The sequence below is a fragment of the Paenibacillus sp. JMULE4 genome, assembly GCF_013337105.1.
Lineage (GTDB): Bacteria > Bacillota > Bacilli > Paenibacillales > NBRC-103111 > Paenibacillus_G > Paenibacillus_G naphthalenovorans.
On the sequence record NZ_SGWF01000014.1, the window covers coordinates 484,461 to 502,231 of the forward strand.

The window sequence follows — 17,771 nt, forward strand, 5'->3', positions numbered from 1 at the left end:
ATATTAATGCGCTTTCACACGATAAAATCATGTGTTAACGTTTACACATCAGATAAAGAAAAGCGTCCTTCTTCATGCCTGATCACAAGGACAGCTTATTCTTTTGCACAAATTTCGGAATGATGATCCGGTTTTCCATAGCACTCTTCTGATGCAGAAGCTTATCCAGCAGAATGCCTGCCGCCGAATCTCCAATGCTTTCCGGATGCTGCATGATGACCGAAAGCCTGTGTTTAAACAGAGATGAAAATTCCAGATCGCCGAACGACACCACCTCCACCTCGTCCAGTCCGATGCCCATCTCCTGCAGCCCCAAATACAAGCCAAAGGTCATCTCATTATTGGCGGAAAATACGGCCGTAGGCGGAACGGGCAGCTTCATCAGCTTCTGAATCGCCTGCTTGCCTGACTTTCTGGAAAAATCCCCTGAATATACATACTCTTCGCCAACCTGAAGACCGGCTTCCTGCAGCGCCCGTACTGCGGCTTCATACCGCTCGAGCGCCGTGCTGATCGTTTTGGGCCCATGGATCATACCGATATGGCGGTGTCCCGCGCTTACCAAGTATTCCATGGCCTGCCGTACCGGACCGCGGTTATCCTCCATAACCAAATCGGAGGAAACACCGGGCACACAGCGATCCACAAGCACAACCGGGATGCCGGAGCCAATCAGCTGCCGGAGCTGTTCCTTATTGCCCCCGGTACCGGCAAGAAGCAAGCCTTCCACACGGTTGCTCAGAAGCGCATCCAGCGCCTCACGCTCCTTGTCAGGGTTTTCATCCGAATCCATAAATAGCAGGCGGTAGCCTTCAGCAACCAACCTTTGCTGAATCGTGCGGGCAATCGTCATAAAGTAGGGATTGCTCATATCAGGCAGTATCATCCCGATACTTCGCGATTTCTCCTGCTTCAGGCTGCGGGCGATCGCATTGGGCCGATAGTTCAGCTCCTTGACCGAAGCCAGCACCTGACGCCGTACATCCTCGCTCACATAACCGCTGCCATTCAACACCCGGGAGATTGTCGCGGTGGAAACTCCTGCATGCTTTGCTACGTCTTTAATCGTCAGCTTGCGCAATCCACAGCTCTCCTCCGCATTCCAACTCATGATAGGTTAACGTTTACACATTTAATGTATCATGAAGTCGAATGGGTTTCAATATGAAAATGTCGTCCAAATCAGATGCAGCCCATGACAGCTTTTACCAAACGTCTTATTTCCCTTGAATCCGACTGGTTATATTCCAATTTGGCCATGTCTTATATAATGAAGCTGTAGAATATCTCTTTCACTTTTACTCACAGGAGGAAAACATGGGACACGACGCAAAAGCTTATGCAGGAACATATCAAGGAGAAAAAGCCGTATGGCTTAAGTCAGGCTGCTACGAGGCTGCGGTTCTGCCAGAAATCGGAGGCAATCTGATCGCCTTTCGGGACACGGAAAAGAATTACCGTTTTTTGCGCGAGCCTGCCATGGACGAAATGGACTCGTTTAAAGCGAAGCCGATCGTTCACGGCATTCCCGTGCTGTTTCCCCCGAACCGCTATGAAGACGGTACATTTCACTGGAACGGAGCCACATACCAATTTCCGGTGAACGAACCGAGGACAGGCAATCATCTGCACGGATTCGTACATAACATTCCTTGGCAGGTCGAACGGTTCTCGGCCGATGATGCGGAAAGCCATGTAACTCTGGCGCTTAAGGTGAACAAGGATCATCCGGTTTACCGCTATTTCCCGCATGCCTTCACCATCAAAATTCGCTACACGCTTAGCGGGCTGGGATTGTTTCAGCATGTGACCGTACGCAATGACGGAGAGGACCGGATGCCCTGCCTGCTTGCATTTCACACCGCCATTAATGCTCCGTTCGCTCCCGATAGCACCGCGGCGGATTGCCGCTTCAAGATGACCATTGGCAAGCGCTGGGAGCTGAATGAGCGAATGCTCCCGACAGGACAATATCAGCCGCTGACCCCGGAGGAAGAACGGATGAAAGAAGGCGGACTGTCGCCGTATTTTGAACCCATGGACAACCATTATACCGCCGCGCCGCAAAACGGTCGCAACCGGATGGAACTGACCGACATAAAAGAAGGAATCACATTGGTCTATGATGCAGGAACGGCTTACAAGCAGTGGATGATTTGGAACAACAATGCAACGGAGGGCTTTTTCTGCCCTGAGCCTCAAGTCAATCTGGTCAATGCGCCCAACCTGAATTTTCCTTTAGATCCCGAGCTGATCGGTTTGAACAGCCTGGAGCCGGGAGACCTTTGGGAAGAAACAAGCCGGATTTACATCAAGGCGCAAAGCAACGCATAGAGCTTCGAACTGGGGGGGCCGGTCTAAAACGGCTCCTTCTTTTTTAGGAAATTAAAGGAAAATTAGAACGGGGACAAACAAGACATGATAATCCTGTTAACGTTTGGAGGGGTTACCATGCAAAAATGGAGAATATCCATCATTGTCGCCGCTTGTGTCATGGCCACGCTATGGAATCATGCCGAGGCGCAGCCGCCAACCAAAGGGCGCCATTACTATGAAGCACGAGGAGAAATCGTTTGGGAAGTGCCGACCGACGAAAAAATAATCGCTTTAACGTTTGATGACGGTCCTGACCCTGCGGATACTCCGGCGATATTGGACCTGTTGCGCCAATATGAAGCCAAAGCTACCTTTTTTGTCATTGGCAAACGTGTTGAAAAGCATCCTGAGTTAGTAAAAAGGGAACTTAGGGAGGGCCATGAAATTGCGAACCATACCTATAGTCACCCTTATTTCAAACAGAAAATTGCCGGGGAGAAGATCCGGGATGAAATTTTAAAAGCGGAACGAATCATTCTTGATGCTACGGGTCACAAACCCAGTCTTTTTCGCCCTCCCGGCGGTTATTACGGGGATAATTTGGTCGATGCTTCCAAAAAATCGGGGTATCTGGTCGTGATGTGGTCATGGCATCAAGATACGGAGGATTGGAACAGGCCCGGTGTCGCCAAAATCGTCAACAAAGTACTCAAAAACGCCAGAAACGGCGACATCATTCTGTTTCACGATTACGTTGAAGGAAAAAGCCAAACGATTGAAGCGTTAAAACAAATCCTTCCTCAATTAAAAGAGAGAGGCTATCGATTCGTTACGGTATCCGAATTGCTTCATTACCGTAAATCGACGACCGTAAAAAATTAACCAGCCCAAAAAAACCTTATTCTTGCAGAGTAAGGTTTTTTGGCTATGAGGGACAGGTCATTGGGCCTCCGGTTCCAGCTCGACCCAATCGGCAGACCACTTTTCGATTTCTCTGATGACCGGTTCCAGGGCAAGACCTTTTTTTGTTAATGAATATTCTATTCGAACGGGAGTTTCCGGGAAGACCTCCCGTCTTACGATCCCCTCATGTTCCAGATCCTTCAATCTCTCCGACAAAAGCCTTCCGCTGATGTTGGGAAGTGCGTCTTCAATCGTACAAAAACGCTGGGGACCTGACAGCAGTTGATGAATAATTAAACCGATCCAGCGCTTGCTTATAATCTGCATACCTTTCTCAAATCTGGGGCATAAAGAAGATTGTTCCATTTTAATCACCACCTATACTTTTATTATAACAAAAATTGTCCCGACAACAAGCTCACATAATACAATTTATTTCTTTATTTATATTTAATTACTATAAGTAATTATTATTTCCCTTTGGTTAAAAGCGCCGGCAAGCCTGATTTTAGAGATTAATTATATTTAGCATTCAATTGTTTATGTATAAAATATTTTTTGGTTGACCAATTATCTGAATTTTTTTACAATATTCACATAACGGACAAACTTTTGGACAGAAATAGGAGAGGATTCATTATGGGAATTATAGAAGCAGTGAAATCGATCGCTAAAGGCATAGGTTTTGCTTTTATTTCTATTGGCGCATTACCTTTTCTGGTGATTAAAAGCTTTGTCGAGATTTTCCATTGAACTTATACAGTGATTTTGCGAGGCGATCTTACGGGGTCGTCTTTTTTACTGTTTCACCTTTTTGAAGTTCGTTGAAAGCGTTAGACCGAATTTTTCCTGTGTCATTCGTCTAATTTTATAGGGCAAGCATCACGATCAATGAACCATGCATAAGTTGTATCATCCCATCCAGAGAGGAGCTGATGAGATGGCTTATACGCCTTTTGGATATGGCTATAATCCTTATTATCCGATCACTATTTATTCGACTCCCTATTCCTCCTACTACCCCGGAGTACATTCTATCGGCGGTTATTACAGCGGTTATACCGGCGGTTACCATCCAGGCTGGCCTGGTGTCCACGGGGTTCACGGCGCACATGGCGTACATGGGTCACATGGCGTACATGGCACACATCGATCAAGCAAAAGCTAAAAGCAAAACGCCACCCTGCGGCATCATCCGTGAGTGGCGTTTTTTGTAACCCGGAACAGTGCATTGCCCGGAAGCCGATAACGGATCGAATGAATATCAGCGTTTCAGCCGCGGCAAATAACGACAAAACCTCTTATTTTACATCTGTTTCCAATTATATTTCTATCATGTATAATATATTCTCGCAGCCCCCTATACCGTAAAAAGGAAAGGAAAGATGTATATTTTATGACCAACCTCACATTGGAAAATCTGTATTTTATTGAGAGGCAGTGCTTGAATCCCCAGGATGCCATTATCATCCGACTGCTCATGGAAGGGGTAGAGATTCACGAGATCGTGTATTTGAAAAAAGATTCTTTGGATGGTTCGAACCGAATCCTGACCGTAATAGATTGTCTGGAGCAAAAAAGAACTATAAAAGTCAGCGAACGGTGCGCTGAACTCTATCAAAATGCCGTGAAGCAAACCCATTACTTTTTTTACAATGATGATGACCCCGCCCATCGAACATCAGTCACCTTAAAAGATAGCCCCTATCTCATCCGAGTTTGTCTAAAGGATTACATAGGTAACGAATCTATGATTATTGAGCTGGACTCTGTCATTTTGCGCACCATATACACCAGACTTCGATCTTTGGCTTCCTTCTTTTCCCTTCCTCAAATTTCATATTTAACTACGGTAAGACTGGACATGGCACAAAAAGTGTTTGCTTAAAAAGAAAACGCCACCTGGCGGAAGAATGGTCCGCTAAGTGGCGTTCTTGTTCATAATGCATATGATATGTTGGCTTTGCTTCATAATATCCAAGCCCTGTCTCATAAACATATTTTGTATGCCTAAAAGCGGTTCGTACATTCATTCAATGGAGGGAACCTGATTACCATGAACACTCCTCACCCCAATAACGGTAAGCCATTTATCGTGCCCCAGCCGATTCGAAGCGACGGTGCCGGCGGGCCTGATTACGGTCCTCGCGATATTATGAGGGACCTGGAAAATCCGAATATGTTTGTCCCGCCGGTCACGGATTCCGGCTTGCTGCCCAACCTCAGAATGTCTTTCTCCGACACTCATATGAAACTGAATCAAGGGGGCTGGTCCCGGGAAATCACCGTTCGGGAATTGCCGATCGCCACAACCCTTGCGGGAGTTAACATGAGCTTAATGCCGGGCGGAACGCGGGAATTGCACTGGCATCAACAAGCGGAGTGGGCATACATGATTTGGGGCAGCGCACGAATAACGGCTGTCGACCAAAACGGACGAAACTTTATTGCAGACATCGGCCCGGGTGATCTCTGGTATTTCCCGGCCGGATTGCCGCATTCCATTCAGGGATTGGAGGAAGGATGCGAATTTTTACTTGTTTTCGATGACGGACACTTCTCCGACCTGAACACGTTGTCTATCTCCGATTGGTTTGCTCATACCCCAAAAGACGTACTGTCAGCCAATTTCGGCGTTCCTGCCAGCGCATTCGATTCCATTCCCCCAGACCAGGTTTATATCTTTCAAACCCGTGTTCCAGGTTCACTGGAGAGCCAGGAAGTCCAATCCCCTTATGGCACAGTTCCAATCAGTTTCAAGCATCGGCTGTTAGCCCAAACTCCGTTGGTTACGCCGGGCGGAAGCGTGCGTATCGCGGATTCCTCCAATTTCCCGATTTCAAAAACCATTGCTGCGGCGTTGGTCGAAATTCAACCCGGCGCGATGAGGGAACTGCACTGGCATCCCAATAATGACGAATGGCAGTATTACCTTACCGGACAAGGACGGATGACCGTTTTTGGCGGCAACGGAGTGGCGCGAACTTTTGATTACCGAGCGGGAGATGTCGGTTACGTGCCTTTCGCCTTTGGCCACTACATACAAAATACCGGGACTGAAACGTTATGGTTTTTGGAAATGTTCAAGAGCGAACGGTTTGCCGATATTTCCTTAAACCAGTGGATGGCGTTAACCCCTCGGGAGCTTGTCCGGGATAATCTTCATGTCGGTCCGGAATTGCTTGATGCTTTGCGAAAGGAAAAATGGCCTGTCGTCAAATATCCCGGCCAATCCCAGGGCTCGAAGTAGGGCGAAGTGTAAGCATTACTTCTTATATTTTAACAAAAGCAAAATTGACGTTACGGCCTCGGCCCTGGTTGCGTTGTCATTCGGTGCGAAGTGGTTGTTGTCTCTGATGTTCATTATGCTTTTTTGGGTTGTTGCCGCAACATAAGGATAAGCCCATTCCGGAATCTGAGCCTCGTCTGCAAAGGATAGCTTTTGGCTCGTTTCCGGCTGAAGCCCCAGTGCGCGAACCAGCATAACGGCAATTTCCGAACGGGTAATGCTGCGGTCCGGACGGAAGGTGCGGTCTTCATAGCCGCTAATAATGCCTGCGCCAACCGCCTGCTCAAGATGAGCTTTGGCCCAATCCGGAATTTGGTCATCATCGGTATAATTTAATTCCGCTTTCTTGCCTTCCAGCTTCAACGCACGTCCGATTAAAACCGTAAACTCGGCACGGCTTATCTCTCCGTCCGGATTAAATTTGCCGTCCTCATAACCGTTGGCAATACCTGATTCCGCTGCCTGCTCAATGAATTCTTTAGCCCAGTGGTTATGAATGTCCGAAAAGGACGGTTTTGGTGCTTCTACAGGTTTGGATGGATCATCGGAAGCCGGCTGGCCCCGATCTTCCTGCACCGTATCCCCATCCGCCGCCGAATCCGCATTGCCGGCCGGTTCCGCGCTCCCGCTAATTTTTCGGGCACTGTCTTTATCGATTGAAATGTCTACATAGTAATCATGAAAGTAATTCAATTCGGCCCATTCAATTTTAACCCAGGCTTTAACCTTCTTGGACAAATCTTCGACTTCAAACTGGACATCGCGCGTGTTTTTTTCTTCGTTTGTGCCAACGACCACTGTATCCTTCAAGGAGCCGTTAATCTCGGTTTTAAACGCCGTAGTCTCTTTGCTTTGTTTAATTGTCATAGTGAAATATTGCTTGCCGTCCACCACGGTTAAAGTCCCGGGGGTAACGACATAATCCTGCATAACGGACTTCTGTTCGGTACCGAATTTCTTTACCATATAATTAATAGTATATTTGCCGTCCTGCAGTACGGCCGAACCGGAGCCCGGTTGGGCTGCGGTTACAGCGGGCGGCGCATCCGCAGCCCATGCTGCCGGGATGGGAGCGGCCGACACCAGCAAAGATGCGATACAGACACCGGACATCAGTTTCTTCATGGGTCTTTTCATATTCTTCTCCTTCACAGCAAAAATAGTGGAGGACGCCGGTTGCCCGGTATCCTCCCGTCAACTTCATAATCGGATAAAAACCGACTTCAAACATCCAGGTTACTTCACTTCATCAAGGAGCGACAAAATTAATTTCACGGCCTCAGCCCTTGTTGCATTGGCATGAGGAGCAAAAATATGGTTGTCCCGTCCATTAATAATCCCTTTCTTGGAGGCTGCGGCTACATGAGCATAAGCCCAATCCGGAATTTGCTCCGCATCGGCGAATGCTGCAGTGGCTGCTTCGTCAAGCGGAAGTTCCAATGCACGGGCAATGATGACCGCGATTTCCGAACGGCTGATGCTGCGCTCAGGTCTGAACGTATGATCCTCGTAGCTTGTGATAAGGCCTGCGGCTACCGCTTTCTCCAGATGGGATTTCGCCCAATCCGGAACCTTGTCCAGATCGGCAAAATTCAGTTCTCCACCCTTGTCCAGTTGAAGTGCGCGGGAAATGAGAACTGTAAACTCGGCACGGCTGATTTCGCCATCAGGACGGAACGTTCCATCCTCATATCCATTGACAATGCCAAGCCCTGCTGCGCGTTCAATGAGTGCTTGGGCCCAGTGATTCTCGATATCTTTCAGTACTTGAACCGTTGGTTTCGACTCCGGAGTTTGGCCTTCCGCAGTCGTTTGGCCGCCGGTCAGCTGTGCGTCGTCACTCACCTTTTGAACGTTTTTCGCATCAAATGAAATTTCGGCCTGGATCTCATCCGAATTGATTTTTGCCGAAATTTTTAATTTGGATGACAAATCTTTAATCTCGAATTGAACATCGCGCGTATTATTCTTCTGATCTTCAGCAATCACCTTTACATCGGTCCATGCGCCGTTAAGCTCTGTTTTTAAAGAGCCGATTTCATTGCTTTGTTTCAACCTGACCGAGACAACCTTTTTGTTTCCGGAAACCGTCAATAATGCCGGTGTCACGACATAATTCTGAAGAATTGATTTTTGATCCGTGCCCACATTATGGATTGCATAATTTACGGAGTATTTCCCGTCCTGAAGCGTGCTGATCGCCGCAGCGCCTCCTGAAGAGCCTCCTACTGGGTAGATGATTCCGCTATCATTGCTTCCAGAGTCAACCGGTGCGATGGGCTCGTCCGGCGTAGGTGTGATCACACTAACGCTTGTTACCGGCTCAATGGCACCAAACCCGACTTTGATGGTTGCATCCTGGCCGTCTTTCACTACACCGAATGCATAGGTGGCCGTCAAATCATCCGCTGCTTCAAATTGAACGGTTTGACCTGCAGGTTCATCGGCAAGCACCCGAACAAGCCCCGAAGCTTTAGCCGAATACGTTGGCGTGATGACTTTATTGGTCGTACCGTCGGCATTAAGCAGCAAAATTTCATAAAGCGTTACTCCGCTCTTCAATTTCACTGTTGCTAGTTTTTTGCCGTTTTGTACGTTAAGTCTGCTTTCCACGATGTAATCTATGACCGGAGGCGCTGCCGGATCATCCGATCTTGGGGCGAGGCTGACATGGTACTGGCCGTCTTTCACCGGTTTAGTCAAGTCCAATTGGATCTTGCCGTATCCGATTTGTACATCGTAATTTACTTCTTGTGCATCGGAAGTCAGAAGCTTGACAAGACCATATTGCTTATTGATCGATCGACAAATCCTGTACTTCGAATTTGATGTTTTTGGTATCCGCCATATCGTCTTTGCTGACCACTTCCGCTTCGGTCAAGGCTGAAGTTGAGTTCAGCTTCGTCTGGAAGGAGCTCACTTCCTTAGCCCGATTCAATGTGAACGATACGTACTTTTTACCGCCTTCAACGAGCAATTTGCCGCTGCTTGCATCAACATAGTCCTGAACGGCCGATAGCTGCTCCGTCCCTGCTGTGAAAATATTGAACTGCAATGAATACTCTCCATCGGGCAGTTGGGTAACGGCATCTTTATACTGCGCAGAGCTGAACAATTTTACGGCTGCCTGCAACGTTTTTACCGCTTCATCCACTTGCGCTTGCGTTGCTTGGGTATTCGCAGCCACAGCTTTTACCGCATCGAGCGATTTTTTAAATTTATTTTTGGCGCCGGCCAAATATTGACCTAACGCCGTTCCCTCGACTGCGGCATCATACTTGGCTTGAGCGTCGGCGATAGCAGCATTTAATACGGTTTTGTCTACTGTCACCGGTCCGCCGGTATTAACAGAGTTAACGAACGCCGTTACCGCTGCTTGCAGCGCGTTATGCGCTTCGTTCACCTGCTGCTGTGTGGCCGCCGAGTCGGCAGCTACCGCTTGTGCTGCAGTAATCGCCGTCAGCAGCTTGGCTTTCGAACCTGCAGGATACTGCCCAACTTGCGTTCCTTCCACTGCCGCCGCATGTTTCGCTTGGGCGTCGGCAATCAATGTGTTTAATGCGGTTTTGTTTACCGGATCGGGAATGGCCGGCAAATCGCTGAATCCGATCTGAACCTCGTACTCATGATCGTAAATGCCGATCGGAGGCCCTAAATCCCAATAAATTTTTACCCATCCGTCAACTTTTTTTGTTAAATCCTCCACTTCGAATTCAACCGTTCTTTGGTTAGCTGCTGCATCGGTATTTATTGTAGTGGTTTCGATTAACGGCGAGTCCGCGTTTAACTTTGTTTTGAAGCTTACAATTTCTTTACTTTGATTTAGGGTGAACGACACATATTTTTTGCCGTCTCTTAGCGTTAATTTGCCGCTTGTTTTATCTACATAGTCGTACATAACCGATGGTTCATTGGTATTCACTTTGTAGATCGTGAAACCGATAGGATATTGGCCGGGACTGGAAATCACAGACGCCTTGAACGTATTTAATGCTTGCTGCAGCGCCAGCAGCGCTGCGGCTGTCTGTTCCGGCGTGCCCGTTACTCGTGCTGCTTCGGCACCGGCAGCATCGATTGCGCTCTGAAGAGCAGCCTTGGCCGCTTCCGGGTATTGGCCCGGCTGTGTACCTGCCACCGCCGCCCGATGTACTGCAGTCGCATTGGCAATAGCCTGGGACAGCGCAGTATTGTCTACATTGTTAAAGTTCAAACGAATGTCATGGGTACTCTCATAACCTTGCGCCGGCACGACCACACGCACCTTCGCATCAAGAAGCTCCTGCAAATGATCAATCTTGAATTTAACGACCCTTGTATTCGCTGCTGTATCCTCGCTCACCAAAGCGGCTTCCACAAATTCGCCGTTTTGCTTAACTTTGAATTCCGGTATGCGTGAGCTGTCCTTAATGGTTACAGATGCATAGACAGCGCCATCCTCTTCTGTAGTCACGACCGCCGGCTTCACGAAGTAGTTATCCATGGAAGAGAAAGCGTCCTTCGTTGCATGAACGGCCGAGAAATAGACCGTACGCGCAGCCGTTGCCTGGAATGCTTCCACTGCCGTTTGCAAAGCGGTCGCAGCCGCAGCGATTTGCGGTCTTGGAGCGGCAAGGTTGCTTCCGGTAACTTCGGCAAGCTCAATGGCTTGCAGCAGCTTTGCTTTGGAGCCTGCACTATATTGTCCTGGCGCCGTACCTTCCACAGCCGTATGATAGATCTGCTTGGCGGCATCAATGGAGGCGTTTAATGCGTCAAGCTGCTCCGCATTGTAGCTGATAAAGACGGTTTTGGTAACACCGTTGACCGTGTACCGCAGCCCCGACAATCCCCTCCATTTGGAATCATCAGCAGTTTGATATCTGATGCTCACCTGGTACGTTTTATTGTGCTCGTCCGAGCTGTTCCGCACCGGAACTCCACTGAGGCTGAACGAGGTTGGAGTATCCTGCCGAATTGGGATTGGTTCGTTTGACATCCAATTCGCCTGCAGGATTGACAAAAGTAATGTTAGCGTAGGCTTGGTAATAAGGCGCTTCCGCTTGATGGAGTATGGTCGCCGTTGGCTTGAACTCATTGGCATAAACGGAGTAAGTAGTGGTTACGGTATCCGTATCCATGAACCATAATTCTCACTGTCGAAGCCAGAAACTGTCTTTTCTCGATATCTTTAAATCCGACTCGGAGCGAATCACCGTTATACAACAAATTATATTGATTGGCCACATCTTCCGGAGAAGCATTAGGGTCAGCTACAACATTCGATGCCTCTGCAAGTCTGTTTACAAAGCTGCTGACTGTGGGATAGGCATATTCTTTATCAGATATGGCAAAGGTAGTTGAACCGCCCGGACCGCCCTCAGCTGTTCCGCCTTCCTTGGCTGTTTCCGTAAATAACCTTATTTGTTCTATTAATTCAATTAAACTTGTCTTGTTAACGACAATACGCAAAGATTGATAATGATTTAATGCTTCGTTTAAAATATCGTAGGCTGCCTTCAACAGCACCTGGTTGCCCCCGGCACTCGCTGCGATGCTTTCCGCTGTTGTGATACTGTTATATAATGCCGTTTTGGATCCGACAGGATAGAAACCATCGCCCGTTCCTTCGTAAGTGCTTTCATAAACGGAACGTGCCACTGTAACCAGATTATTAAACATTTCTAAAGTAACTGGTGTACTGTCACCGCCACTTCCGCCGTCTCCACCGTCTCCACCGTCTCCGCCGGTTCCGGGAAGACCGCTTATATCCAATTCCAAACCGACATTATACCAATAGTTATAAGGCTGCGGTAATTGATAGATATTATCCTTATCGTGAATATGCATTAAAATATCTTGTATCTTCCCGATTTCCGCTATTTCGATCTGGACAATCACATGATTGCCGTCATCGGTCAACCGGGTCGCAACCGGTTGATAGCCCTCAATGCCAATAATAACCGGTTCCTGACCTACGGTTTCTTGAATGACAGCCTTATCCCTGCCAGCCATACGCGAACCGAAATATTCAAATAAAGCATAGTTTTCCTTCGAAATTTCATTCTCGAATTTCGCCTTTCCGTTCTGCACAATTAATTTCCCTGTGCCCGGAACCATGTATGAATTGGATACCGAGGTTTGCGTAGGGTTTTTATCCTGAACATACCGGAATTCGATCGGGTATACCCCGTCGGGCACGGTAGCCGGACTTTCTTCCGCCGATGCCGGCCCTATATGTATGGCAGACAGAAACAATACGAAGGTAAGAATCATCGCCACAGTTTTCCTAAATTGATTAGCCAATTGAATTACTCTCCTTAAACATTCGGTGTTTGCATAACAAGCGAAGAATGGCTCCGGTAACGGCAAGCCATTCTTCACTCCTTACATGATTAGCAGTTGCCTTTAGCCGGCTAACTGCGGATTATAATAGCCATTCGATGAACAAATCCAGGTCTCCGCTATGAGGCCCAGCATTCACACCAAGTTTAACAGGCAGATTCGTATCAAAGTCATTCACATCAAATGTGAAATAAATATAGCTGCCTGATACCGTACCGGGAATTGTATCATAGAGACCTGTGGTGGCATTATAGACCTTCAAGCCGTAGACGTAAGCACTATCGTAATGGACGGTCACTGTCGATCCGGAAATCACCGCATCATAAGTGAAAGCAGTCGAATGTGGAGAGTAATTCCCGTTTGCATCCAAAAATTGATAGTTCGTAGCCGCAGCAAAAGCAGGTAATGCCAACACAATGGTGAGCATGAACACCAGCATCAGCATGGAGAACGTTTTTTTCACCGATAATTTCATCTTGGAATACACTCCCTTAGTTTGGTTTTGTACTTTCAACTTGACGACTGCTTAGGCCTAAAGCATTTCTTGAAGCAGGAATGCCTGCCGCAGAAAAAATAAGTAAAATGATAATCATTATCAGTAATAACGCAAAAAAATTACTGACAGGCGTCCGATGAAAGCTAAGCCAATCAGACTAAGCTTTAGAAATGAGACCGGACTTCATTCCTCCTTTCCCGCTTGCTTGAAATTGATGCCACAGTACAAAGGAAGTATATAGATAATGACAACGATAATCATTATCAATCATGTTGTAAAAAAAACTACGACTGACCAATTAACATACAATACTTATTTTCTGTTTCCTTGAGGTACTTTGCAGGATTCCGTCTAAATCTTCTGCGCTTTGTTGTTTCTTCAAGGCGTCTAGCCCAACGTTGTCGTTCAGCGTGGAACACTTCGTAGCTAACGCTTTGGAGCCTATTCAACACATCGGTTTGCCGGAGAGCATCATCGACAAATACAACAAACTCACCGGACCGCATGATGTACTCGTTCCAGCTTCTGAGTCCCGTCATTCGTCGATGACGTGTCTTTGTCCGTCGGAAAAATCGCTCATGATCGTTATTTGTTCGAGGAACATGAGGGTGATCGTAACAAGTAAAGAGTCCTTTCCAGAATCCGTTGGTGTAACTCTTGAAGTTAGTGACCATTGGGCGGTCGTGCTCTTTGGTGTATGTTTGCTCCAACCATTGCATCAAACATCGCATGTGGAGTCGCACCGATTCACTCGTTTGGTCAATGTCTGGATTCAAGATGTTAGCGGCGTGATGCAGAGGACGTGACCAGCGTTTCACTTCTTCATAGAGTTGATGGAACTCATTCAGTTTGTTGAATATTCTGAAAACGTTCTGGAGCAGAGAGGGCCCCTTTTTTATCCAGGCAATTTTGAAGCGAAGTCTGAATGGCCTGGGCGTTTTCGTAAATTCGCACTCCGGGTAAGTCTAACGGTGGATTACCGTCCTCCAGTAGTACAGAACGGATCGCCGCCAAATAGTCTTTCACTACTTCGTTTTCCGGCGATTCGTCTTTGTCTAATTTTCTTTCGATGTCGCGGATTCCGCGAAGACTTTTCTTAATGCCGGTTTTCAGCTTCCGGTCAAGCTCCACTACTGGCTTAGCGATGTCTTTTAAGTAGTGGTACTGACAATATTGGTACGGCACCTCTGGGAGCAGCGACTCCATTGCAAGACGTATAGATTGCTGTCCGTCCGTGACAATTCCAATGATACGGAAGCCAAGATCAATGACAGGCTGAATAAGTTCTTTCAGTTCTTCCGACGAGCTGCTCTTCACGCTTTTCGCGACAAGAATCGTCCCGCTAAACACTTCACGGATCACATAGAGCGTCTCGTTTCCTTTCTCGGGTTGAACGCCATCCATGGAGATCATAATTCCTCCGTGTTCTTCAGCAACTTGTTTGAGGACGGATTTCACATGGTCTGTGACGCTAGAGCGCAGTAAAGTGACGTACCGCTCGTACAATCTTTGTGAGTTTCGCTCAGAAGTAGCGACACCGCGTTCATTAAGTTCTTGGGTGATTTCTGCAATGGTCATGTGATGCTTAAACCGTAATTGCCCGACGAGAGCCAATACATCGAAGCCGTATGATGTATGTTTCATGCACAAGGAATCTGCTTCAGCTGATCTGTAGTATGTCTTAGGGTAGGCGCAGTTAGAGTTGGAGCAGACATATGCCATGCTCCATACTTGAATAACACCGGAAAGAGTCGCAATATTTTTCTTCCATGCTGTGTGGCTACGTTTCAATTTCGAACCACAATGGAGACAACGCTCAAGCTCAGGTCGATAGTATATTTTTCTCTCGGGAACAATTCGATTTTTAGGCAAAGGCATTAGAAAACCTCCGTCAAAGTATGTAAAAAATACTTCGACGAAGGTCATTGGAAATCCTTGTTAGTTAATTGGTCAGCCGTAGAAAAAAACCTGTTGCAGAGGTACATAAATCTTCAGGCCGTGTACCTCATTTTGCAGATTATCGATAACGTGTACATCGTTCATCGATACCAAAATTTTATACTCGAATTCTAAATTATGTCAATCCCTATTTCCAACTATTAAATTTTTTAATAGATGAATCCATTTTATAGTTGGACTACAATGCTCCCCAAATCGGCGGCTTCATCAAGCGCACGTTTATTCGGGGTGCAACATAAGATATCCCATCAGTCAAGTGCCTATTTTAAAATGAAGGGAAGAAAAAAAAGTGTCGGTTTCATATATGGACTATACTTCGCCATCCGTTCAATTTTCGTTTGATTTAAACAACAATCTTTTTTTTAAAAAAGATAATCGGAATTATATTAACGGTCTTTCCATCCACCAGCTTAATACATTAGGAAATGTATCCCTGCTGGACATTTATCTTAGTACGGGAAACGTCATCGAGCCCCATATCCATCAAAATGCCTCAGAATTGGTCTATTGTATTTCAGGCGCCGCTGTTGTCTCCTTGATTAACCCTTTTACCAAAGAGCTTCTCCATTTTCCCATCCAGCCGGGCCAGGTCGCCAGTGTGCCCCAGGGATGGTGGCATTATGAGATAGCCTCGGCCGACAACACTCATTTATTGGCCATTTTCGATGCGCCAATTCCGGAGTTCATAGGTGCTTCCGATCTCTTGCGATTAACGCCGGCGAATGTATTTGCTCATACGTATTGCCTCAATGAGGCAAAAGTGAAGGATGCATTGGCACCTATTACAAAAACCGTTGTTATCGGACCACCCAGCGATTGCATGTCAGATCAGGTCCAAAGCCAAGCTGCGGCCAATCCGGCCAATACGAATCAGACATACTACAACCGGGCATATGGCTACCCGCAGCTTCAACATGATGCATACTGGCAGCAGCAGCCCGTTATCGGCAATGGATGGGGATACTATCATAACGGTCTCTGAATGATTGCGCATTAACGAAAAAAAACGGGATCTGCCGCATCCCCGGGAAATATCGATTTCATTTGTTGTTGTCAAGCAGGGAAACGACGCAAGCTGCCGAACAGGGCGGCTTTTTTTTGCGTGACTGGTAATTTACCGCAAGCGGAGTGTGGATTAGATGAACTATTTACAGAAAAATAAGAAATGTAGAAAAATAGACTGCATCGCCAAAAATCATGCCCGGAGGCTCATCTACGCGGCGGACAAAAATGGCATTTTACTCTTCACGTAACTTACTCATATCCATATATAACGCATTCCACCGATGTCCATCCAAATCAGCAAAACCGCAGCCGTACATCCAGCCTTGATGTTCTGCGGGTTCACTATAGATCATACCGCCTGCCTCTACCGCCCACTTTGCGATTTCATCAACTTCTCCCCTGCTCTCCGCATCAATGGAAAACAATACCTCGGAAGATTGCTTTGGATCTGCAATTTCATTCCCTGTAAAATTTTTAAATACAGGCTCCGGAAAAAGCACGATGAGAACATGATTCTCACCAATGACTAATTCCGCTTGATTACTGCTATGTTGCTGCTGGGATTGCTGACTTGGAGAACAACGAGAATTCCAAGTTCCTTATCCGAATGCAGATGAATCATTTCTTCCTAGTGATCCAGGCACCCCAAGCCAAGCATAGACTGAACCCTCACTATAGAGTTGCTTACGTGTAATTGGAGGGCACCACGCAAGGCGTAACTTTTGGGTTATGCTTGGTATGGTGCCCTTTTTTATGCACCAGAGAGGAGGTGATGCCAATGGCTCAGAGCAGTCTTGTCTACAACATTGAACTCAGCAAGATATACATCCAACAACGACTGGCCGAATCGATTGCAGAAAATCTTCGCAGACAATTCAACTTTGATGTAGCCTCCTATGTTCAACTCTGCAAAGACGTTCTGCTCGAAGTCGGCCTAGATGCTGAGTTCATCCGTGACCTGATGTGGAATGTAATCAACGATGCATATGTACTTCATTTAGAATATTTACGCACGGGTATTTACACATACCACAATGCTTCAGGTCAGCATCCGTATTTGCTCGTGTTCAAGCAGGCACAGGATTTAAGTGCGCTGATTCGATTCTCGACACGGCAAACATTGTAAATTGTTCCATGATTGGGGAGATTTCAAGCTTTGCACAAAGCTTAAAATCAAGCCCGCAGACTTTTTAAAAAGAAAATAAAAGCGAAACGGTAAGAGAATGACCTTATCGTTTCGCTCTTTTATAAGGAATCTGCCTTCCGAAAAGAATAGGTTCGAAACTAGTATGTCATCGTAACCATACCGAAACATACGTATCTTGAGTAATATTACATAACATAAATTTGATTTTTATAATTTTTCCCAAAATCTAATCTTTTATGGTATTATATATAACATACCTGAATCCGTGATAGTTCTTCTGTGAAAAAGAAGAAAAAGAAAGGAAATCGCATCTCCGATGGTGAATTTTAAAGGAA

General features: G+C 46.6%; 16 protein-coding genes. 6 read left to right on the forward strand and 10 right to left on the reverse strand.

The genetic code is table 11. The annotated features are described in order from the left end of the window. Nucleotides 1–82 precede the first annotated feature (82 nt). On the reverse strand, nt 83–1,081 hold the full coding sequence (locus EXW96_RS15280; protein WP_174350902.1) for a LacI family DNA-binding transcriptional regulator: 999 nt from the start codon (nt 1,079–1,081) through the stop codon (nt 83–85). A 236-nt stretch (nt 1,082–1,317) separates the two neighbouring features. Here EXW96_RS15280 and EXW96_RS15285 point away from each other — a divergent pair, with 236 nt between their 5' ends. Together EXW96_RS15285 and EXW96_RS15290 are read left to right on the forward strand one after the other, a co-directional pair. Then, the gene (locus EXW96_RS15285; RefSeq protein WP_074727789.1) at nt 1,318–2,334 is read left to right on the forward strand and encodes an aldose 1-epimerase; all 1,017 of its coding nucleotides are present in this window, start codon (nt 1,318–1,320) and stop codon (nt 2,332–2,334) included. A 117-nt stretch (nt 2,335–2,451) separates the two neighbouring features. Next, a complete protein-coding gene (locus EXW96_RS15290; protein WP_062407032.1) occupies nt 2,452–3,198 on the forward strand; it encodes a polysaccharide deacetylase family protein in 747 nt (248 codons plus the stop codon). 57 nt (nt 3,199–3,255) lie between these two features. Here EXW96_RS15290 and EXW96_RS15295 read toward each other — a convergent pair whose 3' ends face one another. Beyond that, nucleotides 3,256–3,585, reverse strand: coding sequence for a winged helix-turn-helix transcriptional regulator (locus EXW96_RS15295; protein WP_062407030.1), 330 nt, complete (start codon nt 3,583–3,585; stop codon nt 3,256–3,258). Nucleotides 3,586–4,663: 1,078 nt separating this feature from the next. On the opposite strand from EXW96_RS15295, the gene EXW96_RS15300 reads away from it, so the two are divergent. Together EXW96_RS15300 and EXW96_RS15305 are read left to right on the forward strand one after the other, a co-directional pair. Continuing rightward, entirely contained in the window at nt 4,664–5,107 is a 444-nt protein-coding gene (locus tag EXW96_RS15300) for a hypothetical protein (RefSeq protein WP_217437367.1), read from the forward strand. Nucleotides 5,108–5,275: 168 nt separating this feature from the next. Beyond that, nucleotides 5,276–6,469 (forward strand): oxalate decarboxylase family bicupin, encoded by a 1,194-nt coding sequence (locus EXW96_RS15305; RefSeq protein ID WP_174350904.1) that lies wholly within the window; start codon nt 5,276–5,278, stop codon nt 6,467–6,469. Between the two features lie 15 nt (nt 6,470–6,484). Here the strand turns inward: EXW96_RS15305 and EXW96_RS15310 are convergent, their stop codons facing one another. The 7 genes from EXW96_RS15310 to EXW96_RS15345 all read right to left on the reverse strand — a co-directional run bounded on the left by EXW96_RS15310 (nt 6,485) and on the right by EXW96_RS15345 (nt 14,969). Next, nucleotides 6,485–7,645: an S-layer homology domain-containing protein gene (locus EXW96_RS15310; RefSeq protein WP_174350905.1), complete on the reverse strand. Its 1,161-nt coding sequence runs from the start codon at nt 7,643–7,645 to the stop codon at nt 6,485–6,487. A 99-nt stretch (nt 7,646–7,744) separates the two neighbouring features. Beyond that, nucleotides 7,745–9,211: an S-layer homology domain-containing protein gene (locus EXW96_RS15315; protein WP_174350906.1), complete on the reverse strand. Its 1,467-nt coding sequence runs from the start codon at nt 9,209–9,211 to the stop codon at nt 7,745–7,747. 88 nt (nt 9,212–9,299) lie between these two features. After that, nucleotides 9,300–11,417: an NEAT domain-containing protein gene (locus tag EXW96_RS15320; protein ID WP_174350907.1), complete on the reverse strand. Its 2,118-nt coding sequence runs from the start codon at nt 11,415–11,417 to the stop codon at nt 9,300–9,302. Further along, nucleotides 11,389–11,625, reverse strand: a complete 237-nt coding sequence (locus tag EXW96_RS15325) for a hypothetical protein (RefSeq protein WP_174350908.1) — start codon at nt 11,623–11,625, stop codon at nt 11,389–11,391. Before EXW96_RS15325 ends, EXW96_RS15320 begins: the two co-directional genes overlap by 29 nt. Then, entirely contained in the window at nt 11,579–12,577 is a 999-nt protein-coding gene (locus tag EXW96_RS15330; protein WP_375256455.1) for a hypothetical protein, read from the reverse strand. Before EXW96_RS15330 ends, EXW96_RS15325 begins: the two co-directional genes overlap by 47 nt. 334 nt (nt 12,578–12,911) lie before the next feature. Continuing rightward, a complete protein-coding gene (locus tag EXW96_RS15335; protein ID WP_174350910.1) occupies nt 12,912–13,304 on the reverse strand; it encodes a hypothetical protein in 393 nt (130 codons plus the stop codon). Nucleotides 13,305–14,165: 861 nt separating this feature from the next. Continuing rightward, on the reverse strand, nt 14,166–14,969 hold the full coding sequence (locus EXW96_RS15345) for a transposase (RefSeq protein ID WP_254611395.1): 804 nt from the start codon (nt 14,967–14,969) through the stop codon (nt 14,166–14,168). Between the two features lie 604 nt (nt 14,970–15,573). Between EXW96_RS15345 and EXW96_RS15350 the strand changes: the two genes are divergently transcribed. After that, nucleotides 15,574–16,266, forward strand: a complete 693-nt coding sequence (locus tag EXW96_RS15350; RefSeq protein ID WP_062407018.1) for a cupin domain-containing protein — start codon at nt 15,574–15,576, stop codon at nt 16,264–16,266. 256 nt (nt 16,267–16,522) lie between these two features. Here EXW96_RS15350 and EXW96_RS15355 read toward each other — a convergent pair whose 3' ends face one another. After that, on the reverse strand, nt 16,523–16,789 hold the full coding sequence (locus tag EXW96_RS15355) for a VOC family protein (protein WP_174350912.1): 267 nt from the start codon (nt 16,787–16,789) through the stop codon (nt 16,523–16,525). A 278-nt stretch (nt 16,790–17,067) separates the two neighbouring features. Here EXW96_RS15355 and EXW96_RS15360 point away from each other — a divergent pair, with 278 nt between their 5' ends. Beyond that, the gene (locus EXW96_RS15360; protein ID WP_174350913.1) at nt 17,068–17,415 is read left to right on the forward strand and encodes a hypothetical protein; all 348 of its coding nucleotides are present in this window, start codon (nt 17,068–17,070) and stop codon (nt 17,413–17,415) included. Nucleotides 17,416–17,771 lie beyond the last annotated feature (356 nt).